This is a genomic window from Parerythrobacter aurantius, assembly GCF_045291475.1.
Taxonomy (GTDB): Bacteria; Pseudomonadota; Alphaproteobacteria; order Sphingomonadales; family Sphingomonadaceae; genus Parerythrobacter; species Parerythrobacter aurantius.
This window is the reverse complement of the sequence record NZ_CP147985.1, coordinates 2,212,419-2,235,081: the sequence shown is the minus strand read 5'-3', so window position 1 is coordinate 2,235,081 and position 22,663 is coordinate 2,212,419. Positions and strand designations below refer to the sequence as shown.

Genomic DNA, 22,663 nt, shown 5'->3' with positions numbered 1-22,663 from the left:
GAATCGTGTTGACCGACCACACACCTTTTGTTCGTCCGGATGTGCGCGGATTTCTCGACTTGCTGGCGGCTGCGGGCGGCCCGGCGATCACTGAACTTTCCCTGGCCGACGCGCGGGCAGGCTACCAGGCGCTCCACGACATGGCCGACCGGCCGGCCCGCGAGCTGGCGGTCATCCGCAACCTCTCGTTCCCCGGACCGGCGGGCGATATACCGCTGCGGCTCTACGATGCGCGCGAGCGCCGCGATCTGGGGGCGGTAATCGTGTTCTACCACGGCGGCGGCTTCGTTATCGGGGACCTCGATACCCACCACAATCTCTGCACCGAAATCGCCTTCCAGATGGACTTGCCGGTGGTGGCGGTCGACTATCGCTGCGCGCCCGAGGCGCCCTTCCCCGCCGCGATCGAGGATTGCGTGGCGGCAACCCGCTGGGTGGCCGGTTCGCCGGCGGAATTGGGCCGCGGGGCAACCGGGCTCATCCCCATCGGCGACAGCGCCGGGGGCAATGCCGCCATCGTCGTGACCCAGGCGCTGATGCGCGAGGCGGCGGCGGTGCCGGTGGTGCTGCAGGTGCCGATCTTCCCGCTCGCCAGCGACTGGGCCACGTCGAAAAGCGTGGTCGATTTCGCCGAGGGTTATGTGCTGACGCGGCAGGCGATGGAGTTCTTCGAAGCCGCCTACCAACCCGACAAGAGCGATTGGCGCGCCATGCCGATCCACGCAGTGCACGAGGGCACTCCGCCGACCGTGCTCGTCACCGCCAGCCTCGACCCGATCCGCGATTCCGGTCGCGATTATGGGGCAGCGCTGAGCCTTGCAGGCGTCGATCATATCTTCATCGAAGTGCACGGCGGCACCCACAGCTTCACCAACCTGCGTGCAGCAGTACCCAGCTACCAGGCCGACCTGGAGAACGTCTTCACGGCGATGAAGCTCCTGCTGGCGAGGCATGGCGGGGCATGAACAGCGATCTGCCATACCGCCCCTGCGTGGGCGTGATGCTGGTCAATACCGAAGGCAAGGTCTTCGTCGGCCAGCGGATCGACAATCCGGACAGCGACGCCTGGCAGATGCCGCAAGGCGGGATCGACAAGGGCGAGGATCCGGTCGACGCCGCGCTACGCGAACTGCGCGAGGAAACGGGCCTGCTGCCCGAACACGTCAGCATCATTAGCCGGATGGAGGAACCCGTCCGCTACGACCTGCCAGAAGAGCTTGTCGGCAAGATCTGGCGCGGCAAGTATCGCGGGCAGCAGCAGGTCTGGTTCCTCGCCCGGCTTACCGCCGATGACGACGCCATCGACATCGCGGCGGACGACCACCAGGAATTCTCGGTCTGGAAATGGGCCGAGCCGGAGGACCTGCCCGACATGATCGTCCCGTTCAAACGGATGGTCTACCGCAAGGTGCTGGAGGCGTTCCGCACCCTCATCTAGTTCTGCGATACGACGGTTTCAGGCATCACGGCTTCCGCGCGCAGCACCTTGGGTTGCGGACCGCGCGCGATGGCAGTGGCTAGCAGGCGCGTTTCGTTGCAATCCGAACCGCAGAGCGATTCCAGCCGGGACAGGTTGATCTTGGCCTTCTCGACCGCGCCCTTTTCCACCAGGGCCGCACCTTCGCCGGCAATCGCCACGAAGTTGTCGGGGTCGCGGCGGAGCGTTTCACGATAATACCGGATCGCCTTGCCCTGCAGCCCTTCGCGGCGGGCGGCTTCGGCTAGTTCGAGATAGACAGGCGTGTATGCCGGATCGAGCGCCAAGGCCGCTTCGAAACTGTCGATCGCCTTTTGCGGTTGTCCGTCGGACAGCGCGGCACGGCCATCGGCGATCAGCAGTGCGGCGCGGGGATCGGGCGCCTGTTCCTTCGCGGACCCGACACTCGACTGCACGGCCAGCAACATGGTCAAGGCAGCAGCGACGGGGGCGAAACGCATAATTTGATCCTTCCAGCCGGGACGAGGGGCAGATGTGGCGGGCGGTGGTGACGCAACCATACCGGGCCGGTCTAGCACGGCAAGATTGCGCGGGCGATGAAAAAGCCGTCCGTCGCGTCGTGTGCGGGGGTCAGCCGCACACCGCCCCCGCGTGGCGTGCCGAGCGGCAGCGCCGGATCATCGCACCGCCATTCGGGATGACGAACAAGGAAAGCGGCGAACCGGTCCGCGCCTTCGGTATCGAGCAGCGAACAGGTGACGAAGACCAGCCGTCCACCCGGCTTCACCAGGCCGGTCGCGAGGTCGAGCACGTGATCCTGCAACGCCGCAAAGCGGCCGAGACGCTCGGGCGTCAGCCGCCACTTGCCTTCCGGCTGGCGCCGCAAGGTGCCGGTGCCGGAACAGGGTGCATCGACGAAGACGCAGTCGGCAGTGCCCCGCCAACTATCCAACACCTCCAATTCGCGGCCCGGATCGAGCAGCAGTGTCTGAACGAAGCCCGCCCCCGCCCGGGCGCTGCGCGGTGGCAGATTGCCGAGGCGCCGCTTGTCCGTATCGCAGGCCAGCAGGGTTCCGCGACCTTCCATCGCTGCAGCCAGTGCCAGCGTTTTGCCGCCCGCCCCGGCGCACAGGTCGATGACCGTCTCACCGGGCTGCACAGCTGCAGCAAGGCAGGCGAGCTGGCTGCCGTGATCCTGCACCTCGATCAGCCCGTCATTGTAAGCAGGCCATTGCTCGACCGCCGTCCCCGAAGTGAAACGCATCGCCTGTGGCGCCTCCAGCGCCTGACCCGGTTCCGGCAGGGCGATGGTCGCGCGGTCCGCCTTGAGCGTGTTCACCCGCACATCGAGCGGGGCACGGCCCATCAGCGCCGCTTGTTCGGCGGATGCCAGCTCCGACGCGGTGAGCGCCTCGGCCAGCCATTCCGGCACCGCGCCTGCCGCAGCGACCGGCTCATGCTGAGCCAACAGAGCCGGACCATATTGCGACCCGTCGAAACAATCGCGCAGCGCGGCATCGCCATCGGCCAACCGCAGCATGGCCGCCCGGCCGCTCGCGGGCACTTCGCTGCATACCCGGACTGCTCCATAGACCAGCTCGCGCACCGCGCGGCGGTCCTTGCTCCCGGCGTAGCGATTGCTGCGGGCCCAATCGGCAATGATCCGGTCAGCCGGCGCGCCTTCACTGCGCGCGGCCTCGATCACGCGGTCGAGAACTTCGATAGCGGCCTGCACCCGCGCGGCGGGCGTCATGATCTAGCGGGTCGGATAGTTCGGTGCCTCTCGCGTAATCGCGACATCATGGACGTGGCTTTCCGCCAGCCCCGCACCGGTGATCCGCACGAACTGCGCATTGGTGCGCAAATCTTCGATGGTCTTGCTGCCGGTATAGCCCATAGCCGCCTTGATGCCGCCGACGAGCTGGTGGATCACGTCCTTGGCCGGGCCCTTGTAGGGCACCTGGCCCTCGATCCCTTCGGGCACCAGCTTCAGCGCCGAGACATCCTGCTGGAAGTACCGGTCGGCGCTGCCGCGCGCCATGGCGCCGACGCTGCCCATGCCGCGATAGCTCTTGTAGCTGCGGCCCTGGTAGATGAAGGTCTCGCCCGGCGCTTCCTCCGTCCCTGCCAGCATCGAACCGATCATCACGGTCGACGCGCCTGCCGCCAGAGCCTTGGCCGCATCGCCGCTGGTGCGCAGGCCGCCGTCGCCGATGACCGGGACGCCGGACTTGGCGGCTTCCTCGGCGCTTTCCATGATCGCGGTCAGCTGGGGCACGCCCACGCCGGCGACGACGCGGGTGGTGCAGATCGAACCCGGCCCGATGCCGACCTTGACCGCATCGGCCCCGGCATCGATCAGCGCGCGGGTCGCCTCGGCCGTCGCGACGTTTCCGGCGACGATCTGGACCGAGTTGCTCAGCTTCTTGGCCCGCTCGACCGCGCGGGCGACATCCTTGTTGTGGCCGTGCGCTGTATCGATGATGATGACATCGACCTCGGCATCGACCAGCGCCTCGGTCCGCTCGAAGCCCTTGTCGCCCACGGTCGTCGCGGCGGCAACGCGCAGACGGCCGGTCTCGTCCTTGGTCGCATCGGGGTAGGTCACGGCCTTTTCGATGTCCTTGACCGTGATCAGGCCGACGCACTTGCCGGCATCATCCACCACCAGCAGCTTCTCGATCCGGCGGGCATGGAGCAACCGCCGCGCCTCGTCCTGCCCGGTGCCGAGCGGCACGGTGGCGAGGTTCTCGGTCGTCATTAGCTCGCGCACCGGCTGAAGCGGGTTCTCGGCAAACCGGACATCGCGGTTCGTCAGGATACCGACCAGCTTGCCGGCGAGGTCGGTCACCGGGATACCGCTGATGCGGTTCTGCTGCATGATCGCCTGCGCTTCGCCCAGGGTGGCGTCGGGCGAGATGGTGATGGGGTTGACCACCATGCCGCTTTCGTAGCGCTTGACCGCGCGCACCGCGGCGCACTGTTCAGGGACGTCGAGATTACGGTGCAGCACGCCGATGCCGCCAAGCTGGGCCATGGCGATGGCCATGTCCGCCTCTGTCACCGTATCCATCGCCGAGGAGATCACCGGGATGTTGAGCGCGATACCGCGCGTCAGCATGGTGCGGGTGTCGGCCATGGAGGGCAGCACTTCGCTTTCCGCAGGACGCAGCAGCACGTCGTCGAAGGTAAGGCCTAGGGGAATGTCTCTGATGGGCACGAGCGGGCTTTCGGCTGGGCCGCCACAACAGGCGGCTAGAATCGTGCGCCGCCCCGTAACCGGAAACGCCGGGCTTAGCTAGGGGGTGATCGTCACCCTTCGGGATCCCCGGGTACCGATTTGGCAGCAGGCGTTGCGCCGGGCTGGTAGCGTGCGACCGAGCCGAAGTGCTTCAACAGGGCCACGTGCAGGAAGATGTCGTCGGTTGCCCCGCCCAGTTCCAGGTCGGCGCGCCATTCGTCGTCGGCACCGTGGTAGGGGCCTGACAGGAAAGCATTGAAGGCCTTCTCGTCCCCGAAAGAGGTACTGACGAGCACCGTGGGCACATCCCGGCTGAGCAAGGCCCAACCGTCCTGGCGTCGGACGAACTGTTCCGTCGATTCGAGAACCGTAAACTTCGTCCCTGCAGCCTCGACCACCGAACGGATATGCGCATCGAGCGGCGTCCGACCCCAACCGACGACGGTTGCGGGCGAACCGGCAGGAGCGATCGCGACTGTGTCCATGTTGAAGGCGGCGACAATCGTGGGCAGCGGGAACGGCGGGTCGGCGGCAAACGCCTCCGCCCCCAGCAATCCCAATTCCTCTGCAGTCGTGCCCATGACGTAAAGGTCGCGATCGAGCCCACCCTGCGCAGCCACGCGCTTCGCGACTTCCAGCATGACCCCGATTCCAGAGGCATTGTCGACCGCCCCGTTGCACAGGCGATCCGGCGCATCGGCCGGGCCGCACGTGCCGAGATGGTCCCAATGGGCGAGGATCATCACCGCGCCGCTGTCGCGAACCTTGCCCGGCAACTTGCCGATGACGTTGTGGGTTTCGATGGTCTCGGCTTTCGGAGACACCGAGAGGGAAAGCTCGCCCGGAAGTTGCGACACGCGCATCGGCCCCTCGCTGTCCTGCCCAATCTTCCAGAGCTCGGCCAGTTGCGCCGAGCCGCCGGGCGCAACCAGCACGAAGGCAGGGCGCGTCGCTTCCTCGCCGCTGTCGCGCAACTGCCAGCGGCCCCGTTCGAGCGCGGGTTTGAGCCCGTCGAATTCCTCCTGGGTGGCTGCGAGCACGATGATCGCGTCGGGTGCGGCACCGCTCAGCGCACCGAAGGCCTCGCGCACACGCGCCGCCGGAATGACCGCCGCCCTGCCCTTGAGCGCGCCTTCCGGTAGGTTTCCTTCCCCGAAGTGGACATATTCCGCCGGGAGGTCCTTCCACGAAGCCTCGCGCCCGGTAGCGACCAGCTGGTCGCCCGTAAGCGCCACCCTGGTCCGGTCGCGCAACACGCCGAGACTGGCCGAGCCCGGACTGTAGCGGGCGAGGACCACCGGCTGGCGCCATTCTCCCCCTCGCGCCCCGGGCTCGAACCCGGCGCGCTGGAGGGTATCGACGAGATATTGCTCAGTCCTGGCGCCGCCCTCTGTCCCCGGCATACGGCCGCCATAGTCTTCGCTTGCCAGCACGCGGATATGTTCCGACAAGGCGCTCTTCGCGGCCCGGTAGTCGCGGGGGCCTCCCGGCACGGTGGCACAGGCCGACAGGATCAGCCCCGCGATCAACGCACCTGCAATGTTCCTGATGCCCTTCATGCCCCCGGTGCCATTCCTATTCCGCGGTCCAGCCGCCATCCACGCTCCAGTTCGCCCCGTTCACGTTCTGCGCCTCGTCGCGGCACAGGAACACTGTGATCGCCGCGATTTCATCGGGCTGGACGAACTTGCGGGTGGCCTGCTTCACCAGCAGCACATCGTCGATTACCTGCTGGCGGGTAAGGCCGCGCGCCTTCATCGTATCGGGGATCTGGTTCTCGACCAGGGGCGTCCAGACATAGCCCGGACTGATGCAGTTGGCGGTGATTCCATGCCCGGCAAGTTCGAGCGCGATGGTCTTGGTAAAGCCGTCGAGCCCATGCTTGGCCGCGTTGTAGGCGCTCTTGAAGGGGCTCGCGACTTTCGAATGCGCGCTGGCGGTGCTGATGATCCGGCCCCACCCCTTCGCCTTCATGCCCGGCACTGCCAGCCGGGTGCAATGGAATGCCGCGCTGAGATTGAGCGCGAGGATGAGATCCCACTTGTCGACCGGGAACTCCTCTACCGGGCTGACGTGCTGCATGCCGGCATTGTTGACGAGGATATCGATCGGGCCCGCTTGGGCCATCATTTCTTCCACCGCTGCCACATCGGTCAGGTCGGTGCCGAAATGCAGAGCGCCGCCCAACTCGTCCTGCAAGGCGGCGATATCGCCAGCCTCGCCGAACCCGTTGAGGATCACGGCCGCACCTTCGGCATACAGCGCGCGGGCTATGGCGAGGCCGATACCCGACGTCGAGCCGGTGACGAGAGCGCGCTTGCCGTCGAGGAACATGCTCAAGACCCTTTCGTTAAAGCGGTGGACGAATGCGCCGTTTTGCGGGCAAAGTGGTCGCTGTCCAGCGCAAACAACGCACAAGCACAGAAGCGCAGCTATCGGGGATCAGGGATGCGGCTCAATCCGTTCAATACGTCTGACATCAGGGTCCGTTCGAGCGGCGGTGGCGGCGGCGGCTTTCCTGGCGGGGCCGGAGGGCTGGGCTGCGGCGGCCTGCTGATCGTTGCCATCGGCGCACTGGTGTTCGGGGTCGATCCGGGCCAGATGATCGGCGTCGTCGGCGGAATGCAGGGCGGAGCGCCGGCTACCCAGCAACAGGGCGACCTGTCGGAAGAGCAGATCTGCCAGAGCAGCGAATACGCACAGGAAGCCTGCGGTGCCCTGGCGTCGCTCAACCAGACCTGGGAACCGGTCTTCGCGCGCGCCGGGGTTGCCTTCCGCGATCCGCAGCTCGACCTGTTCCGCGACGGGCGTGTCCAGACCGGCGGATGCGGCGGCGCCACATCGGCCTCGGGGCCCTTCTACTGCCCTGCCGACCAGACGATCTATATCGACACCAGCTTCTACGACCAGCTGGCGCAGATGTCCGGCACCGGCGGCGATTTCGCGCGGCTCTATGTCATCGCCCACGAATACGGGCACCACATCCAGACCCTCACCGGCATTTCCGACCAGGTGCGCAGCGCGCAGCAGCAGAACCCGCGCCAGGCCAACCAGCTGCAGGTACTGATGGAACTTCAGGCCGACTGCTATGCCGGCGTGTGGGCCGGCAAGAACCGCAACCTCATCGAACCGGGCGACCTCGAGGAAGGGATGAAAGCGGCCAGCTCGATCGGCGACGACACACTGATGCGCAACGCCGGTCAGCGCGTGAACCCCGAAGCCTTCACCCACGGCACCAGCGAGCAGCGGATGAAGGCCCTGCGCGACGGAGTGCAAAGCGGCGACGACACCGTCTGCGACCGCTATTTCCAGCAAGGCTAGGGGCGGCGCAGGGCCGCCCCTTCGCTCAGATTTCCACCGTCAGCCGGGCGATTTCGGCATCGATCGCCTCGAGCGCTTCCTTGCATTCGGAAGGGCTGAGGTTGCGGTCGACCTCCACCGCCTTGCGCGCCGCGCCGAGCGACCGGATCGCCACGTTGCGGGCGTCGCTCGCCATGGCGTCGGCACAGGCGGCCATGGCCGCGGCGCGCGACGAGAGCGACTTCGCGCCCTTCCCGCCTTCGCAGGCGAAGGACACGGGAATGTTCTCGCCGAGATTGCCGAAACGCATCTCCATTTCCTTTTCGATCCGTTCGCCGAGGGCTTCCAGCTCCGCTTCCTTGGCGCGCATCATCTCTTCCATATGCCGTTCGAATTCGGCTTCGGACACGCGCCTGCCGCTTTCGTCGACGAAGGAGAATGTCGGGACGATACGTTCCTCGAGAGTGACATTGCCGTCCTTGTCGACCGTGCGGACGGTAAGCTTGCGGCCGCCCGTGCCGGCGGTATCCTGCCGCAGGACGATGCGCCGTTCCACGGTGCGACCATCGTCATCCGTGGTCGTGTAGACGACCGAACCGTCCTCTTCCGGCATCCATTCCGGCGCCTCGGGCGGCTCTGGTGCCTCCGGGGCCTCGGGCGCGGCAGGGGCCGACGGCGCGAGCGGCGCTTCGGGCGCTTCCGGTGCCTCGGGAGCGAGGTCGGCATCCTCGGCGTAGGTCACGGAAGCGGTCAGCGGCAGGGCCAGCGCACCGGCAAGCAAGAGCGAGCGGCCGGCCCAGCGGCGGCGGGCGGAGATATCGGACATGGTGAGGCTCCTCAAACGATGGATGATCGACTTGTCGCCAAGCACCGGGCAGGCCATCGGGGCGGCGAGCGCCAGTCCCGAGACCATGGGCGGACCTGCCGCGAAGCTGGCAATGGTCTGCGCGTAGGTAGCGCGCAGCCCGGCATCCGCAGTCCGCACGACGCGCGCATCGCACGCCGCCTCCTGGTCGCGCCGCATGGCACGCCAGCCAACCCAGCCGAGCGGGTTGAACCAGTGCAGCGCGAACAGCGGCTGCACGGCGAAATTCGCAATCAGGTCCCCCCCGCGATGGTGCGCCAGCTCATGCGCCAGCGCGAGGTCGCGCATCGGCCGCTCGGCCAGGGCAAGGAATCGCGGCGGCAGGGCGACAACCCGGTCCAGCACGCCGAAGGCAAGCGGCGTGCCGGTGGCCGGGGTCTCGACCAGGCGAATGACCCCCAGCCTGCCATCGGCGATCCGTCCCACCTCACGCGCCTCCGCCAGCAGCTCGCGGCGAAGTTCGAAGTAGGACCGGAAGCGCACGACAAGGAACACGGCTGCCCCGGCCAGCCAGGCCGCTATGCCGACCGCCACGGGATCGACCGCCCAGGCAGATGCCGGCGCGGGTCCGGTGACGAGCGCCGGATCGAGGGCCGGGCTCGTCCACGCCGTTACCTCGATGGCAGGAAGCGGCGTGTCGCTTGCCGGCGACGGGTTCATCCACGCCGGCAGGGTAAGGGTGGGCAGCAACAGCCGGGCAAACGGCAGGACCCACAGCGCGTAGGCCGCCTGCGGCCCGAAGGTTCGCGCCACCGGCCGGCGCAGGACGAGGACGAGGGCGAGCAGCGCGCCGGTCCACAGGAGGGTGTCGAGCAGCCACTGGGTCATGACTTGAGCTCCCTCAGCAAGGCCTCGATCTCGCTGATGTCGGTCTCGCTCAGCGCTTCCTGCTCTGCCAAGTGCGCGACCAGCGAGGCTGCACGGCCGCCGAACAGCCGGTCGACCAGACGACGGCTTTCGACCCCGACGTAATCCTCGCGGGCAATGGCAGGCGAATAAAGGAACCGGCGCCCATCCGGCTCGGTCAGCACCGCCGCCTTCGCCGCAAGGCGCGACAGCAGCGTCTTTACCGTCGCAAGCGTCCAGTCGCGGGTCTCACACACCGCATCGCACACTTCCGTGGCCGTAAGCGGGCTTTGTGCCCACAGGGCTTCCATAACCGCATATTCGGCTTCGCTGATCTGCGGGGGTTCCGGACGCGACTCAAGCACTGGCAGCTCCTCCACAATGCATCGACTACGTCTGTAACCGATGTGATTACGAATGTAAATGCGATGCCTCCACCAACCGCTTCCGCAGGTCGACCAACGGCATGAAGCCTTGTTTTCGCAACACAACATTGCCTTCGCCCCCCCTGCCGTGGCGAGCGTTAGGTTTAACGCCAAACCCGTGGTATTCTCAGCCCAGGGCCGCTTCCACGACCGGACGGCCACGTCCAGTTCCAAAGGCCGCCGGTCTCTTCAGGGAGACGAACATGGTCAGGAAAGCCATCTTCGCATTCGCCGCCGCTGCCTGCATCATCCCGGGCGCAGCAATCGCGCAAAGCTTCACCTTCGATGTCGTCTGGCAGCCTGTCGAGAACATCGGCGGTATGACCGGACCCGATGGCCCGCAATATGGTGGCGGCACCGTCAACGGCACCTACACCGCAGTCTATGCCGACGGGACCAAGACCACGGGCAAGGTTCGCTGCGTGGGAATGGACCAGCCCGATGGCGGCATCTTTGCCATTCACATGGCCTGCACTTCGAGCGAGGCAGCCGGGTCTGCGTCGGTGGTATGGGGTTGCAATTTCCTCGGCAAGCCAGGGCCTGACACGCCGCTCGGCTGCGTCGGCGGGATCGAGGGCAAGGAAGGCCAATTCGCCAATCGCCGCGGGTCAATGACGATGGAATGGTATTCCGATAGCAATTCGCGCGGCACTGGCCAGTGGTACGGCGGTCAGTAGACCTGGCCGCCCCGCGCCGGACCACCGATGTCCGGCGCGGCGATCGAAATCCAAGGGGGCCGGTGGCTGTCGCTTCCGGCCCCTGCCATGTCGGGCCGAAGCGGTCCTTCTCCGCATGGAAGGTCACACTAAAGTCACACCAAAACCCAACAAGCTGCGCTGGCCGAAAGGGCCGGAAAAGCTCTGCGTGTTCTTGCGACTACGCTTCGCCGCGACGGACGATGAGAAAGACCGTCGCGGGGGTAGCAGGGTGAAGAGATGTAGGAAAATTATCGCACTTCAAGCGACGAGTTATCTCAATACACCCGCTTCTTCGGCTTGATGTACTCGATATCGTCCGTCAGCGTGTATTCGTGGACCGGGCGGTAGTCGATCTTCATCGCGCCGCCCTTGCCGCCCCAGCCGTCGAACCAGGCGACGGTGTGCTTCATCCACTCCTTGTCGTCACGCTCGGGGAAGTCCTCGTGCGCGTGGGCGCCGCGGGATTCCTTTCGGTTCTCGGCGCTGGCGATGGTGACGTTGGCCTGGCTCATCAAATTGTCGAGCTCGAGCGTTTCGATGAGGTCGCTGTTCCAGATCAACGAGCGGTCGGAGACGTGGACGTCCTCCATCCGCTTGTTGACGTTGGCCAGCAGTTCGACGCCTTCGGCCAGCAGCTTGCTGTCGCGGAACACGGCGGCGTGCTTCTGCATGCCCTTCTGCATTTCCTCGCGGATGCGCGCCGTGGGGCTTCCGCCCTTGGCGTGGCGGAAGTGGTCGACGCGGGCCAGCGCCAGTTCGGCACTGTCGGCGGGCAGCGGGTCATGCGCCGTTCCGGCCTTGAGGTTTTCCTTGAGGTGAAGGCCGGTCGCGCGGCCGAACACGACGAGGTCGATCAGCGAGTTCGAACCCAGGCGGTTCGCGCCATGGACGCTCACGCAGGCCGCTTCGCCCACGGCATAGAGCCCGGGCACCACCGTATCCGGGTTCCCGTCCGCGCCGATGGTGACCACCTGCCCGTGATAGTTACAGGGGATGCCGCCCATGTTGTAATGCACCGTCGGGGTGACGGGCAGCGGCTGGCGGGTCAGGTCGACGCCGGCGAAGATCTTGCCGCTCTCGGTAATCCCCGGCAGGCGCTGTGCCAGCGTTTCGGCAGGGATGTGGTCGAGGTGCAGGTAGATGTGGTCGCCATCCGGCCCCACGCCGCGCCCCTCGCGCATTTCCAGCGCCATCGAGCGGCTGACGACGTCACGGCTGGCGAGGTCCTTAGCCGATGGGGCATAGCGTTCCATGAACCGCTCGCCTTCCGAGTTGGTCAGGTACCCGCCCTCGCCGCGCGCGCCTTCGGTGATGAGCACACCTGCGCCGTAGATGCCGGTCGGGTGGAACTGGACAAATTCCATGTCCTGCAACGGGAGCCCGGCGCGCAACACCATGCCGCCGCCGTCGCCGGTGCAGGTGTGGGCGCTGGTCGCGGTGTAGTAGCACCGGCCATAGCCGCCGGTCGCCAGCACCACGGCATGCGCCTTGAAGCGGTGGATGGTGCCGTCGTCGAGGCACATCGCCATCACGCCGACGCATTTGCCATCCTTCATGATGAGATCGAGCGCGAAATATTCGATGAAGAAGTCCGCGTCGTACTTCAGGCTCTGCTGGTAGAGCGCGTGGAGCATGGCGTGGCCCGTGCGGTCGGCGGCGGCGCAGGTGCGCTGCACCGGCGGGCCTTCGCCCATGTTCTGCATGTGGCCGCCGAACGGGCGCTGGTAGATCGTGCCGTCGTCATTGCGGCTGAAGGGCACGCCGGCGTGCTCCAGCTCGTACACGGCCGCCGGGGCTTCGCGAGCAAGGTATTCGATCGCGTCCTGGTCGCCCAGCCAGTCCGACCCCTTGACGGTGTCGTACATGTGCCAGGTCCAGTGATCGGGGCTGTTGTTGCCGAGCGACGCGGCAATCCCGCCCTGTGCCGCGACAGTGTGCGAACGCGTGGGGAAGACCTTGGTGATGTTGGCGGTCTTCAGCCCTGCCTCGGCGGCGCCCATGGTGGCGCGCAGGCCCGATCCGCCCGCACCCACGACGACGACGTCGTAAGTGTGGTCGATGATGGTGTAAGCGGGGGCGGCTTTGGATTCAGTAGCCATTACATCGGAGCTCCGGCAGGAAGGGCGGCAGCGGCTTCGGGGGCGGCAGCGGCAAGCGCCAGGCGGGCGACGCAGAACACGCCGAACACGCCGCCGCCGATGGTCGCAAGGTTGAGCAGCGCGAGCACGCCGAACTTGGTCCCGGCTTCGTGGACGTAGTCTTCGACCAGCACTTGCAGGCCGAGGCGGGCGTGCCAGAAGGTGCTGACGATCAGCAGAACCATGGCGGCTGCCGGTACCGGCTGCGACAGCCAGCCCTTGATCGTCGCGTAATCGAAGCCCGGCAGCAACGCGAAGCTGACGATCAGCCACAGCATCAGGATCAGGTTCCCGATCGCGGTGAAGCGCTGCACCAACCAGTGATGCGCCCCCGCGTGGGCCGAGCCGAGGCCGCGCACGCGGCCGATGGAGGTTCCGTTACCCATGGGTCAGGATCTCACTTCAGGTAGAGAAAGGCCCAGAAGGCCGCAGTCAGGACGATGGCGATGACCGGTGCGGCGATCGACCACATCCGGTTGGTGTCGAGTTCGTAGCCCGCGCCGATATCGAGCACGAAGTGGCGTAGGCCGCTCATGAGGTGGGTGAAGAAGGCCCAGGTCAGCCCGACCAGCACGATCTGGCCCGGGACGGACGAGGCCACGGCCTGGAACAGTCCGTAGGCTTCCGGCCCGCTCGCCAGTGCACCCAGCCACCACAGTCCTACGGCGAGGCCGACGAGCGCCATGCCGTCGCCGGTGATGCGGTGGAGGATGGAAACGGCCATGTGCGGGCCCCATTTCCAGATCGAAAGATGGGGTGAGAGCGGGCGGTTAGCCATAATATCTGCCTTCGACATTGATCGTATCGCTACGGGCCGGATCGGTGAATCGCGCCCTCCCTTACCGAAACGAGCCGGTGGTGCAAGGACGGGCTTAGGGCGGTGCACTGTTGCGGCATGGCAGGACATCGACGGCGAGAGCCTAGTCGGCGCCGGCCGCCACGCGAAGTCGATATTCTGCAACGGCTCTGCGCATTTGTGCGCCGAGGTCGCTCGACATCCATGCAAGGGCGGGACTAGACCGCGTCCATGACCACCATCCTCCTCACCGGTTCCAGCCGGGGTATCGGCGCGGCCACCCGCGAATTGCTCGAAGCGCGCGGCGCGACCGTGATCGGCCATTCGACCCGCGGCGACGGCGAGAGCGAGATCGCCGCCGATTTCAGCGACCCGGGCGGACTGGCGCAGTTGTGGGAGGAAGCGCTCGACCTCGCCGGGGGAAGCATCGACGTTCTGATCAACAACGCCGGGCTGTTCGCCGCCAACCCGCTCGACGGGTCGGACATCGCCTGGCTCGACAATTGGGAAGACACACTGCGGATCAACCTGACCAGCGCTGCGCTGCTGAGCCGCTTCGCGGTGCAGCATTGGCTGGAGCGCGGTGTCGAGGGCCGCATCGTCCACATCGCCAGCCGCGCCGGGCATCGCGGCGACAGCCCCGCCCACTGGCACTATGCCGCGGCCAAGGGCGGGATGCTGGCGATGCACAAGACCATCGCCCGGCAATACGCCGCGCACGGGATCCTCAGCTTTGCCGTCACCCCCGGTTTCACCGACACGGCGATGGCGGGCGACTATCTCGAGAGCCGCGGCGGGCCGGCCCTGCTGGCCGATATCCCGCTGGGCCGCGTCGCCGAGCCGGAGGAGATCGCCAATATCGCCGCCTGGCTGGCACTAGAGGCCCCGCCAAGCCTGACCGGTGCGACCCTCGATGCCAATGGAGCCAGTTATGTTCGGTAAAGCATTCGCGGCCCTGATTGCCATGTCCCTGCTCGGCGCCGCACCCCCCGCACCGGCAGAGCGCTCTGCGGCGAGCAAGGACATCGCCGGGGCTTGCGGCGAACGCGACGGCTGGTCGGACCCGGCACCGCCCGCCCAAATCCATGGACGGAGCTGGTATGTCGGCACCTGCGGTATCACGGTCGTGCTGGTCGAAACCTCGGCCGGGCTGGTCCTCATCGACACCGGGCCGGCAGAGGCCGCGCCGCATGTGCTGGCAAATATCAAGGCGCTCGGCTTCGATCCCCGACAGGTGAAGTGGGTGCTGATGACGCACGAACATTTCGACCATGTCGGCGGCATGGCGGCAATCCTGCGTGCAACGGGCGCTAGGCTCCTTACCGGCACCGGCGCGGCCGAGGTCATGCGCTCCGGCAAACCCGCGGCGGACGACCCGCAGGCCGAAGTTCTCGCCGCCGAACCGATGGAGCCGGTCAGGGTCAGCCGCGTCCTCGGTCACGGCAAGGTCTTGGCGGTCGGCGATACCCGTTTCACGCTCCATGCCAATCCGACCCACTCGCCGGGCTCGACCAGCTGGAGCTGGCGCAGCTGCGAGGGCGCAAAATGCCTGACCATTGCGCTGGCCGATTCCAACAGCACGATCTCCGCCGACGACTACCATTTCAGCGATCACCCCGAACGTGTCGAAGCGGCGCGCGAGGGGCTGCGGATCATCGAACGGCTTCCGTGCGATCTGATGCTCACGCCGCACCCCGGACAGAGCGACCTGCTTGCGCGCCTGTCTGGCACGTCGCCCTTGGCCGAGCCGAACGCATGCGTCGCCTATTCGGCACGCGGAAGCATGCGGCTCGCAGACCGTCTCGCCAAGGAAGCCGACGCCAAGTGACCAGCTGGAAGATCGCTGCCCACGCGCCCAAGCCTGTCGTGCAGGCGGCGCTGTTGGCGCATGACGAGATCGACGACTGGGACTGGGAGGTGATCGTCTCGGGCCGCGAGGTCGACAAGGACCGACCCGATGAGTGGGTGCTGGAAGGCTGGTATCCGCGCAGGCCGAGCAAGGCGGACAAGGCCGCCCTCGCCGCCCTGTTCGCCGATGGCGCGCCCGAACTCTTCGTCGAGAAACTGCCCGAAGAGGACTGGGTCACGCTGAGCCAGCAAGGCGCGCAGCCGATCCGCGCGGCGCGGTTCCATGTCCATACGCCGGATTTCCCGCCAGACCCAACGCCCGGAACCGTCAACTTCGCCATTCCTGCCAGCCAGGCCTTTGGCACAGGGCAGCACGCCACCACCGCCGGGTGTCTCGCCATGCTCGACCTGATGAAGCGCGAGGGCGTGGTCGCGCGCAACGTGGCCGATATCGGCACCGGCACCGGCCTGCTCGCCTTCGCCGCATTGGCGCTGTGGCCCCGCGCCTACGCCACCGCGACCGATATCGACGCGGTCTGCGTGCCGGTGATCGAGGACAACGCCGCCAGCAACGGCATCGCCATGGGCGGTGGCGCGGGCGAAGTCACCATGATCATTGCTGACGGGATGGACGATCCGCTGATCCATGCGCGCGGGCCCTACGACCTGCTGATCGCCAACATCCTTGCCGGGCCGCTGATCGGCCTCGCCGCCGATTTCGCCGACCATGTCCCGCCCGGCGGCCACATGCTGCTGGCTGGGCTGCTGGAAACGCAGGAAGCAAACGTCCGGCGCGCCTGTCGCAAGGCGGGGTTCCGGCTGGCGCGGCGGCTGGTCAATGGCGACTGGTCGATCCTGTGGCTACGCAAGCGGCGGATGGCCTGAGCACGTTTCATCGGGGGAGAGAACGATGACCTACACCACCATCACCGTCGAGAAACGCGGCGAGGTCGACTGGCTCACGCTCAACCGGCCGCAAGCCATGAACGCCATCACCCTGCAAATGGTGGCCGAGCTCAACGACTATTTCGGCGGGCTCTATAACGACGGCAGCGTGCGCGTGGTGGTGATGCGCGGCGCTGGCACGGCGTTCTGCGCCGGGCTCGACATCAAGGAGCGCGCCGGGGACAACGGCGCCGAAATCCCCTTCGGCGGGGGCTTCGGTTTCCAGGGCTATCTTGCCGATGTCTATGTGAAGATGCGCCGCTGCCCGCAGGTGATCGTCTCGCTGGTCCACGGCCCCGCCTGCGGCGGCGGCTTCGCCTTCGCGCTCGCCAGCGATATCCGCATCGCCGGGGAAAGCGCGCGGATGAACGCCGCCTTCATCCGCCTTGGCCTGTCGTCCTGCGACATGGGGGTGAGCTATTTCCTCCCCCGCCTCGTCGGCCATTCGCTGGCGAGCGAGCTGATGCTGACGGGCCGCTTCATCCATGCCGGGCGGGCGCTGGCAGCCAATCTCGTCAGCGAGATCGTGCCCGATGCCGAACTGGAAGCGGCGGGGACGCGCTGGGCCGAGGAGTTGCTTGCCGCCTCCCCCATGGGGCTGCGCATGACCAAGGAAGGGCTCCAGATCGCCACCGACGCGGGCAGCCTCGAGGCCGCGATGGCGATCGAGAACCGCAACCAGATCATGACCAGCGGCAGCGCCAATTTCCGCGAAGGCATGGCCGCGTTCCTCGAAAAGCGGCGCCCGAACTACAACTCCGAATAGCTGCCGAGGACCTCCTCGAGAAATGCCAGCGCAGCGCGGGTGAACGCCTCCATATTAGCGATCCGATCGTCGCTGCCGGTTTCGGTGACATGCACGAATTCGCCGACCGGGCCGACAACCGCGACGCAGCTCCTGCCCGCAGGCGCACCGCTCGGGTGGCTCGATCCGCCGACAGAACCGCTTTCGGCAATGCCCCAGTCGGCACTGAAATTGTCGCGGATGGCGCGGGCCTGGAGCAGCGCATAGTCCTCGCTCGCCCCGCGCATCCCGGCATATGCCTCGCGTGGCAGGGCGAACAGGACGTCGCGGGCGCGGAGGGAATAGACCACGCCGCCGCCGACGAAAAAGTCGAGCGCGCCGGGAACGGTCAGCAGGCTCGCCGCGACCATCCCGCCGGTCGCGCCATCGGCCACCGCGATCGTCTCGCCCCGGTTCCTCAAAAGTCCGGCAATGCGAAGCGCCTGCGGGTGAATTTCGGCCAGCATCAGGACGGTCCGGCAGGTGTGGCGGGAAGCGGCTCCGGCAGCATGCCGGCAGGCACCGGCTGGCCAAGCGCCGCATAGTGATAGGCGACTACGGCGCGGACCACGCCATGCATCATCTCCATCCGCTGCGGCACCGGCACCGCCGTCCGCCCGATCATCACCGCCACGGCATAGCGCCGCCCGTCGGGCGCGGTAAGGATCCCGACATCGTTGTAGCCGGCCTGTTCGTGCCGCAGTTCCTGCCCCGTGCCGGTCTTGTGGCCGATGCTCCAGCCTTGCGGCACGCCGCCCTTGAGGCGACGCGGCCCGCTCTTCGTCTGCGCGAGCAGGGCGAGCAGGTGATTGGCGGTGGCCGACTGCAGCACTTCCCCGCGTGCGATCCGGCCCAGCGCCACCGCGATGGCCCGCGGGCTCGCCCCGTCGACCGGATCGGTGACGTAGGCGTCGAAAGCGATGCGCCGCTGCAAGTCCGGCACTTGCGCCCTGGCCTGGTAGAATGTCCGCCCAACCGCGAAGGACTGGCGCCATTCGAGCCCGGCAATGGCGCTCTGCATTTCGCGTTCGCCTGGGCCGAAACGGATCGTCCCCAGCCCGGCCTGATCGATCGCCGCGCGCACCGCCGACGGGCCGCCGACCCGCTTCAGCAAGACGTCATTGGCCGTATTGTCGCTCTGCGTGATGGCGCGGGCCATCAGGTCCGCATAGTTCGTCCGGTAAAGGCCGCGGGCGACCACGAACTGGCGGACCGGCTGGTGGAACAGCGTCAGGTCGCGATATCCGATCAGGGCCGGTTCGGCGAGGTCGAGCTCGCCCCGATCGACCATCCGCAGCGCCGCAAGCGCGACCCAGAGCTTGCTCACGCTCTGTTGGGGAAACAGTTCGCCGCCATTGAAATCGACGGTGCGCCCGCGCTCGATGTCATGCACCGCCGCCCCGACAAAGCCGTCGAAACCATTCAGCAGCGAAAACAACTGGTCCTCGAGCGCGGTTTCCTCCGCCGCGGGGCCAGCGGCCTGCGCCGGTTCCGCCCCTGCCCCGATCCGGTCGCGGAAGCTTTCCGCGCCGTCCGCGCCGCCTTCGGCCTCGCTACAGGCGATGAGCGAGCAACAGGCGAGAATCGCGAATATCGTGGGCAGGCGCATCATGGGGTTATAGACTGTCCGGAACGCACTTGGGCGCACCCTTGAACCTGGTGCCCGCACTTATCCCCGCCCGCTAGCCTGCGGCGGCAACGATCGCAGCCCAACCCGCCTCGTCGATCACTTCGATGCCGAGCTCGGCGGCTTTCTTGAGCTTGCTCCCCGCGCCCGGCCCGGCGACCAGCAGGTCTGTCTTGGCGCTGACCGATCCGGCTGCCTTGGCGCCCAGCCGTTCGGCCTGCGCCTTGGCCTCGTCGCGGCTCATGGTTTCGAGCTTGCCGGTGAACACCACGGTCTTGCCCGCCACGGGGCTGTCGCGCGTTTCGACGATGTAGGGCGGCGGGCTGACTTTGGAGAGGATGTCGTCCCACACCGCGCGGTTGTGTTCCTCGTGGAAGAAATCGCCGAGCGCCTCGACCACCGCGCCGCCGATGCCATCGATACTGGTCAGGGTTGCGAGAGCCTCCTCATCACCCGAATGGGCGCGTTCAGCCGCGGCGCGCAGCGCGGGCAGCTCGTGGAAATTTTTCATCAGGTCGCGCGCGGTCACGGCGCCGACATGGCGGATGCCGAGCCCGAACAGCAGCCGCGCCGCGTCGGGCTGGCGCTTGTTTTCCACAGATGCCAACAGGTTATCGACAGACTTGTCCTTCCACCCCTCCAGCGCGAGAATCTCGTCGCGGCGCTGACGCAGGCGGAAGATATCGGCCGGGCTTTCCAGCCAGCCGCGGGCGAAAAACTGGTCGATGGTCTTCTCGCCCAGTCCCTCAATATCGAGCGCGGCTCGGCTGACGAAATGCTTGAGCCGCTCGGTCCGCTGGGCCGGGCAGATCAGCCCGCCGGTGCAGCGGACATCGACTTCGCCCTCCTCGTTGACGGCTTCGCTGCCGCATTCGGGGCAATGATCGGGGAAGACGAAGGGTTCGCGTGCCACATCGGGCGTCAGGTTCTTTACCACTTGCGGGATCACATCGCCGGCGCGCTGGACCAGCACACGGTCGCCCGGGCGCACGCCGAGCCGGGCGATCTCGTCGCGGTTGTGGAGCGTGACATTGGTTACCGTCACCCCGCCGACCAGCACCGGGGCGAGGCGCCCCACAGGCGTCAGCTTGCCGGTCCGGCCGACCTGGATATCGATGCTTTCCAGCGTGGTCTCGGCCTGTTCGGCCGGGAACTTGCGGGCGATGGCCCAGCGCGGTGCCTTGGCGACGAACCCCAGCCGCTGCTGGTAGGCAAGGCTGTCGACCTTGTAGACCACCCCGTCGATTTCGTAGGGCAGCGCGGCGCGGCCCGTGCCGATCGCTTCGTAGGCGGCGAGCATGTCGTCCAGCGTCTCGCACCGACGGAACTCGGGCGACACCGGGAATCCCCATGCGGCCAACTGCTGCACGACCTGCGACTGGGTCGCGCCCGGCACGTCGCTGGCCGCACCCCAGCCGTGCGCCCAGAACCGCAGCGGGCGCTTCGCCGTGACGCCGGCATCCTTCTGCCGCAGTGATCCGGCGGCGGCATTGCGGGGGTTCGCGAACAGCTTTCCGCCTGCGGCTTCCTGCGCCGCATTGAGGGCGGAAAAGTCCCGCTTCGCCATATAGACTTCGCCGCGAATTTCGAACACGGCAGGCGCCTCGCCGGTCAGTTGCTGCGGAATGTCGGAAATATGCGCGACATTGGCGGTCACGTCCTCGCCCACCTGTCCGTCGCCCCTCGTCGCCGCGCGGACCAGCGTGCCGTTCTCGTAGCGCAGAGAGCACGAGAGCCCGTCGATCTTGTCCTCTGCGGTAAAGGCCAGCGGCTCGTTCTCGGCGAGGTTGAGATAGCGCCGCACGCGGGCGACGAATTCGGCCACCTCGTCGTCGGAAAAAGCGTTGTCGAGGCTCATCATGCGAACCTCGTGCGTGACCTTGGAAAGCGGCGAGGAGGCGACCGCATGGCCCACGCCCTTCGAGGGCGAATCCTCGCGCACCAAGTGCGGGAACGCCGCCTCGATGGCCTCGTTTCGCCTCACCAGCGCGTCGAACTCCTGGTCGGTAATCTCCGGGTCGTCCTCGGCATGATAGCGCCGGTTGTGGTAGGCAATCTGCCTGGCCAGCCGCATCAGTTCGTTGGCGGCTTCTGCTTCGGTGAGGGTCGAAATATCAGTCATCAGCCTTGGCCAATACCGTCACCCACATCGTTCGGCGAGGCCTGAATCCGAGCGATTGGTACAGCCCGATGGCCCCGGCGTTGTGAGCGTAGGAGTGCAGATAGGGCACATCGCCCCGCGCGCGCTGTCCGGCCATCACCCGCTTGATCAGCCGCCGGGCAAGCCCCTGCCCGCGATATTCGGGCCAGGTGCACACGCCGCTGACTTCGGCCAGGCCCGGCGCAGGCAGCATCCGTTCGCCCGCCATCGCTGCCAATCGCCCGTCGATGCGGATGCCGTAGAACTGGCCGTACCGATGGGTCAGCGCGCCCCATGGCCCCGGTTCGGTGGCAAGCGCGATTTCGGCCATCTCGGCAGCGTCCTCTTCGCCTAGCGTCATGATCGCAGGGTCTGGCGCTTCGTTATCGGGCGGCTCGCCGTCGGCGACCATTTGCACCAGCTCTGCCGTGCGCACGATCTGCGCACCGGGGGGACACGGCGCACTCTCCGGCTCGACCAGCCACAGCCGGTCATCGGGACCATCGAGCAGGGCCACGAGCGCCGCCTGCGCTTCCTCGCCACGATCGCGTGCAGCCGCGAAAGGGCCATAGCGCGGATCGATTCGCTTGGCCGCGTCGGTCCCCTGTGCGAGGTGCGCCAACCGGCCGTGGAGCATGTTCCACACCTGCCGATCGAGCGTGGCATCGACGTCCACAGCCTAGAGACCCTTCAGCACCGCCAGCATCGCCGCCTCGTTGCGCTCGTAGACCGGGTGGCCGGGGGTGATGATGTCGAAATGGCTGGCATCGGGGTTGGCGATGGTCGCGACCCTGGCTCCGGCGGCCGCGATGGCGGCCAATGTTTCGTCGGAGGGGATTGGCAGCTTGGCCTGCAAGAATAGCACCTCGGCCAGTTGCGGCGCATGGGTGCGCGGCGAGATCGCGGCATAGCGCGACGCGGCCTCATCCGGCGTGCCGCCCATGAAGGGATCGACCGACGAGAACTGGCACAGCGCATCGAAAGCGGTGCGCTCAGTCCCGACATCGCCCGGCCCGTCGAGCACGATCGCGGCGCGCGCCCTGACCGGGGGCAGTGCGCCGACCGGGCTATCGGCCCCGCGCCCTGCCGCCAGCCACAGCGCCGGCAGGGCCCCTGCCGAATGACCGACCAGCGTCACCCGCTCGCGGTCTACCCGATAGTTCTTGGCCACCCGGTCGATCAGCGCGCTCGCTGCCTGCCAGTCCTCGAAACTGCCGGGCCACCCGCCGCCATCGCCGACCTCGCGATAATCGACATTGAGCGTCGCTACCCCCTGCTGCTGCCACCGCGTCGCCAGCGCCGCCATATAGGCGGTGTCGGCCACGCCCTGCTTCCAGCAGCCGCCATGCCATATCACCGCCAGCGGGAACGGGCCCTTGCCGTCGGGCAAGCGCAATTCGGCATAGTCGCGTGGCTTGTCGCCAAAACGCAGCACCGCATCGGCCCGCGAGGACGCGAGATTCGCATCGGTCCCCCAGGCCGCCCCGCCTGCGCTAAGCACATGGTCGATCATAGGTTCGCCCCCGTGCACACAAGCTGCGGCAAGCAATGCCAACATTGCGAATGCTTGCC

23 protein-coding genes are annotated in these 22,663 nt (G+C 67.0%); 8 read left to right on the top strand and 15 right to left on the bottom strand.

Annotated features, from left to right (window positions below; all coding sequences use genetic code 11):
* The first annotated feature begins 8 nt into the window (after positions 1-8).
* Both WAB17_RS11155 and WAB17_RS11150 read left to right on the top strand, forming a co-directional pair.
* Positions 9-965 (top strand): alpha/beta hydrolase, encoded by a 957-nt coding sequence (locus WAB17_RS11155; protein ID WP_435417421.1) that lies wholly within the window; start codon positions 9-11, stop codon positions 963-965.
* Positions 962-1,438 (top strand): RNA pyrophosphohydrolase, encoded by a 477-nt coding sequence (locus tag WAB17_RS11150; protein ID WP_435417420.1) that lies wholly within the window; start codon positions 962-964, stop codon positions 1,436-1,438. Before WAB17_RS11155 ends, WAB17_RS11150 begins: the two co-directional genes overlap by 4 nt.
* Here the strand turns inward: WAB17_RS11150 and WAB17_RS11145 are convergent.
* The 5 genes from WAB17_RS11145 to WAB17_RS11125 form a co-directional block, all read right to left on the bottom strand.
* Positions 1,435-1,938, bottom strand: a complete 504-nt coding sequence (locus WAB17_RS11145) for a tetratricopeptide repeat protein (RefSeq protein WP_435417419.1) — start codon at positions 1,936-1,938, stop codon at positions 1,435-1,437. The two genes, WAB17_RS11150 and WAB17_RS11145, sit on opposite strands and share 4 nt — an antisense overlap.
* Positions 1,939-2,009: 71 nt before the next feature.
* Positions 2,010-3,191 (bottom strand): RsmB/NOP family class I SAM-dependent RNA methyltransferase, encoded by a 1,182-nt coding sequence (locus WAB17_RS11140; protein WP_435417418.1) that lies wholly within the window; start codon positions 3,189-3,191, stop codon positions 2,010-2,012.
* A gap of 3 nt (positions 3,192-3,194) precedes the next feature.
* Positions 3,195-4,658 carry an IMP dehydrogenase gene (gene guaB, locus WAB17_RS11135; RefSeq protein ID WP_435417417.1) on the bottom strand — a complete coding sequence of 488 codons (1,464 nt, stop codon included), beginning with the start codon at positions 4,656-4,658 and terminating at the stop codon, positions 3,195-3,197.
* A gap of 92 nt (positions 4,659-4,750) precedes the next feature.
* Complete coding sequence (locus tag WAB17_RS11130; protein WP_435417416.1) at positions 4,751-6,238, bottom strand: M28 family peptidase; 1,488 nt, start codon at positions 6,236-6,238, stop codon at positions 4,751-4,753.
* 16 nt (positions 6,239-6,254) lie between these two features.
* Positions 6,255-7,013, bottom strand: a complete 759-nt coding sequence (locus tag WAB17_RS11125) for a 3-hydroxybutyrate dehydrogenase (RefSeq protein ID WP_435417415.1) — start codon at positions 7,011-7,013, stop codon at positions 6,255-6,257.
* Between the two features lie 114 nt (positions 7,014-7,127).
* Between WAB17_RS11125 and ypfJ the strand changes: the two genes are divergently transcribed.
* Positions 7,128-8,000, top strand: a complete 873-nt coding sequence (ypfJ, locus tag WAB17_RS11120; RefSeq protein ID WP_435417414.1) for a KPN_02809 family neutral zinc metallopeptidase — start codon at positions 7,128-7,130, stop codon at positions 7,998-8,000.
* 25 nt (positions 8,001-8,025) lie between these two features.
* On the opposite strand, the gene WAB17_RS11115 is transcribed toward ypfJ, so the two are convergent.
* Together WAB17_RS11115 and WAB17_RS11110 are read right to left on the bottom strand one after the other, a co-directional pair.
* Positions 8,026-9,672, bottom strand: a complete 1,647-nt coding sequence (locus tag WAB17_RS11115; RefSeq protein WP_435417413.1) for a M56 family metallopeptidase — start codon at positions 9,670-9,672, stop codon at positions 8,026-8,028.
* Positions 9,669-10,055 (bottom strand): BlaI/MecI/CopY family transcriptional regulator, encoded by a 387-nt coding sequence (locus WAB17_RS11110; RefSeq protein ID WP_435417412.1) that lies wholly within the window; start codon positions 10,053-10,055, stop codon positions 9,669-9,671. The genes WAB17_RS11115 and WAB17_RS11110 overlap by 4 nt, the downstream gene beginning before the upstream one ends.
* Positions 10,056-10,318: 263 nt before the next feature.
* Between WAB17_RS11110 and WAB17_RS11105 the strand changes: the two genes are divergently transcribed.
* The gene (locus WAB17_RS11105; RefSeq protein ID WP_435417411.1) at positions 10,319-10,792 is read left to right on the top strand and encodes a hypothetical protein; all 474 of its coding nucleotides are present in this window, start codon (positions 10,319-10,321) and stop codon (positions 10,790-10,792) included.
* A gap of 296 nt (positions 10,793-11,088) precedes the next feature.
* On the opposite strand, the gene sdhA is transcribed toward WAB17_RS11105, so the two are convergent.
* From sdhA to sdhC, 3 genes are read right to left on the bottom strand one after another with little or no spacing between them, the layout of a single operon-like run.
* Positions 11,089-12,912 carry a succinate dehydrogenase flavoprotein subunit gene (sdhA, locus tag WAB17_RS11100; protein WP_435417410.1) on the bottom strand — a complete coding sequence of 608 codons (1,824 nt, stop codon included), beginning with the start codon at positions 12,910-12,912 and terminating at the stop codon, positions 11,089-11,091.
* A complete protein-coding gene (gene sdhD / locus WAB17_RS11095) occupies positions 12,912-13,337 on the bottom strand; it encodes a succinate dehydrogenase, hydrophobic membrane anchor protein (RefSeq protein ID WP_435417409.1) in 426 nt (141 codons plus the stop codon). Before sdhD ends, sdhA begins: the two co-directional genes overlap by 1 nt.
* Positions 13,338-13,348: 11 nt before the next feature.
* Entirely contained in the window at positions 13,349-13,729 is a 381-nt protein-coding gene (gene sdhC / locus WAB17_RS11090) for a succinate dehydrogenase, cytochrome b556 subunit (RefSeq protein ID WP_435417408.1), read from the bottom strand.
* Between the two features lie 249 nt (positions 13,730-13,978).
* On the opposite strand from sdhC, the gene WAB17_RS11085 reads away from it, so the two are divergent.
* Genes WAB17_RS11085 through WAB17_RS11070 form a run of 4 tightly spaced genes read left to right on the top strand, consistent with a single transcriptional unit; the run spans position 13,979 to position 17,306 of the window.
* A complete protein-coding gene (locus WAB17_RS11085; protein ID WP_435417407.1) occupies positions 13,979-14,689 on the top strand; it encodes an SDR family NAD(P)-dependent oxidoreductase in 711 nt (236 codons plus the stop codon).
* Positions 14,679-15,575, top strand: a complete 897-nt coding sequence (gene bla, locus WAB17_RS11080; RefSeq protein WP_435417406.1) for a subclass B3 metallo-beta-lactamase — start codon at positions 14,679-14,681, stop codon at positions 15,573-15,575. The genes WAB17_RS11085 and bla overlap by 11 nt, the downstream gene beginning before the upstream one ends.
* Positions 15,572-16,480 carry a 50S ribosomal protein L11 methyltransferase gene (locus WAB17_RS11075; RefSeq protein WP_435417405.1) on the top strand — a complete coding sequence of 303 codons (909 nt, stop codon included), beginning with the start codon at positions 15,572-15,574 and terminating at the stop codon, positions 16,478-16,480. Before bla ends, WAB17_RS11075 begins: the two co-directional genes overlap by 4 nt.
* A gap of 25 nt (positions 16,481-16,505) precedes the next feature.
* Positions 16,506-17,306 (top strand): enoyl-CoA hydratase/isomerase family protein, encoded by an 801-nt coding sequence (locus tag WAB17_RS11070; protein ID WP_435417404.1) that lies wholly within the window; start codon positions 16,506-16,508, stop codon positions 17,304-17,306.
* Here WAB17_RS11070 and WAB17_RS11065 read toward each other — a convergent pair.
* The 5 genes from WAB17_RS11065 to WAB17_RS11045 form a co-directional block, all read right to left on the bottom strand.
* Positions 17,291-17,791: a CinA family protein gene (locus WAB17_RS11065; RefSeq protein ID WP_435417403.1), complete on the bottom strand. Its 501-nt coding sequence runs from the start codon at positions 17,789-17,791 to the stop codon at positions 17,291-17,293. The two genes, WAB17_RS11070 and WAB17_RS11065, sit on opposite strands and share 16 nt — an antisense overlap.
* Positions 17,791-18,936: a serine hydrolase gene (locus WAB17_RS11060; protein ID WP_435417402.1), complete on the bottom strand. Its 1,146-nt coding sequence runs from the start codon at positions 18,934-18,936 to the stop codon at positions 17,791-17,793. The genes WAB17_RS11065 and WAB17_RS11060 overlap by 1 nt, the downstream gene beginning before the upstream one ends.
* Before the next feature lie 70 nt (positions 18,937-19,006).
* On the bottom strand, positions 19,007-21,073 hold the full coding sequence (gene ligA / locus WAB17_RS11055) for an NAD-dependent DNA ligase LigA (RefSeq protein ID WP_435417401.1): 2,067 nt from the start codon (positions 21,071-21,073) through the stop codon (positions 19,007-19,009).
* A complete protein-coding gene (locus WAB17_RS11050; protein ID WP_435417400.1) occupies positions 21,066-21,767 on the bottom strand; it encodes a GNAT family N-acetyltransferase in 702 nt (233 codons plus the stop codon). Before WAB17_RS11050 ends, ligA begins: the two co-directional genes overlap by 8 nt.
* Positions 21,768-21,770: 3 nt before the next feature.
* Entirely contained in the window at positions 21,771-22,604 is an 834-nt protein-coding gene (locus WAB17_RS11045) for an alpha/beta hydrolase family protein (RefSeq protein WP_435417399.1), read from the bottom strand.
* Positions 22,605-22,663: the final 59 nt, after the last annotated feature.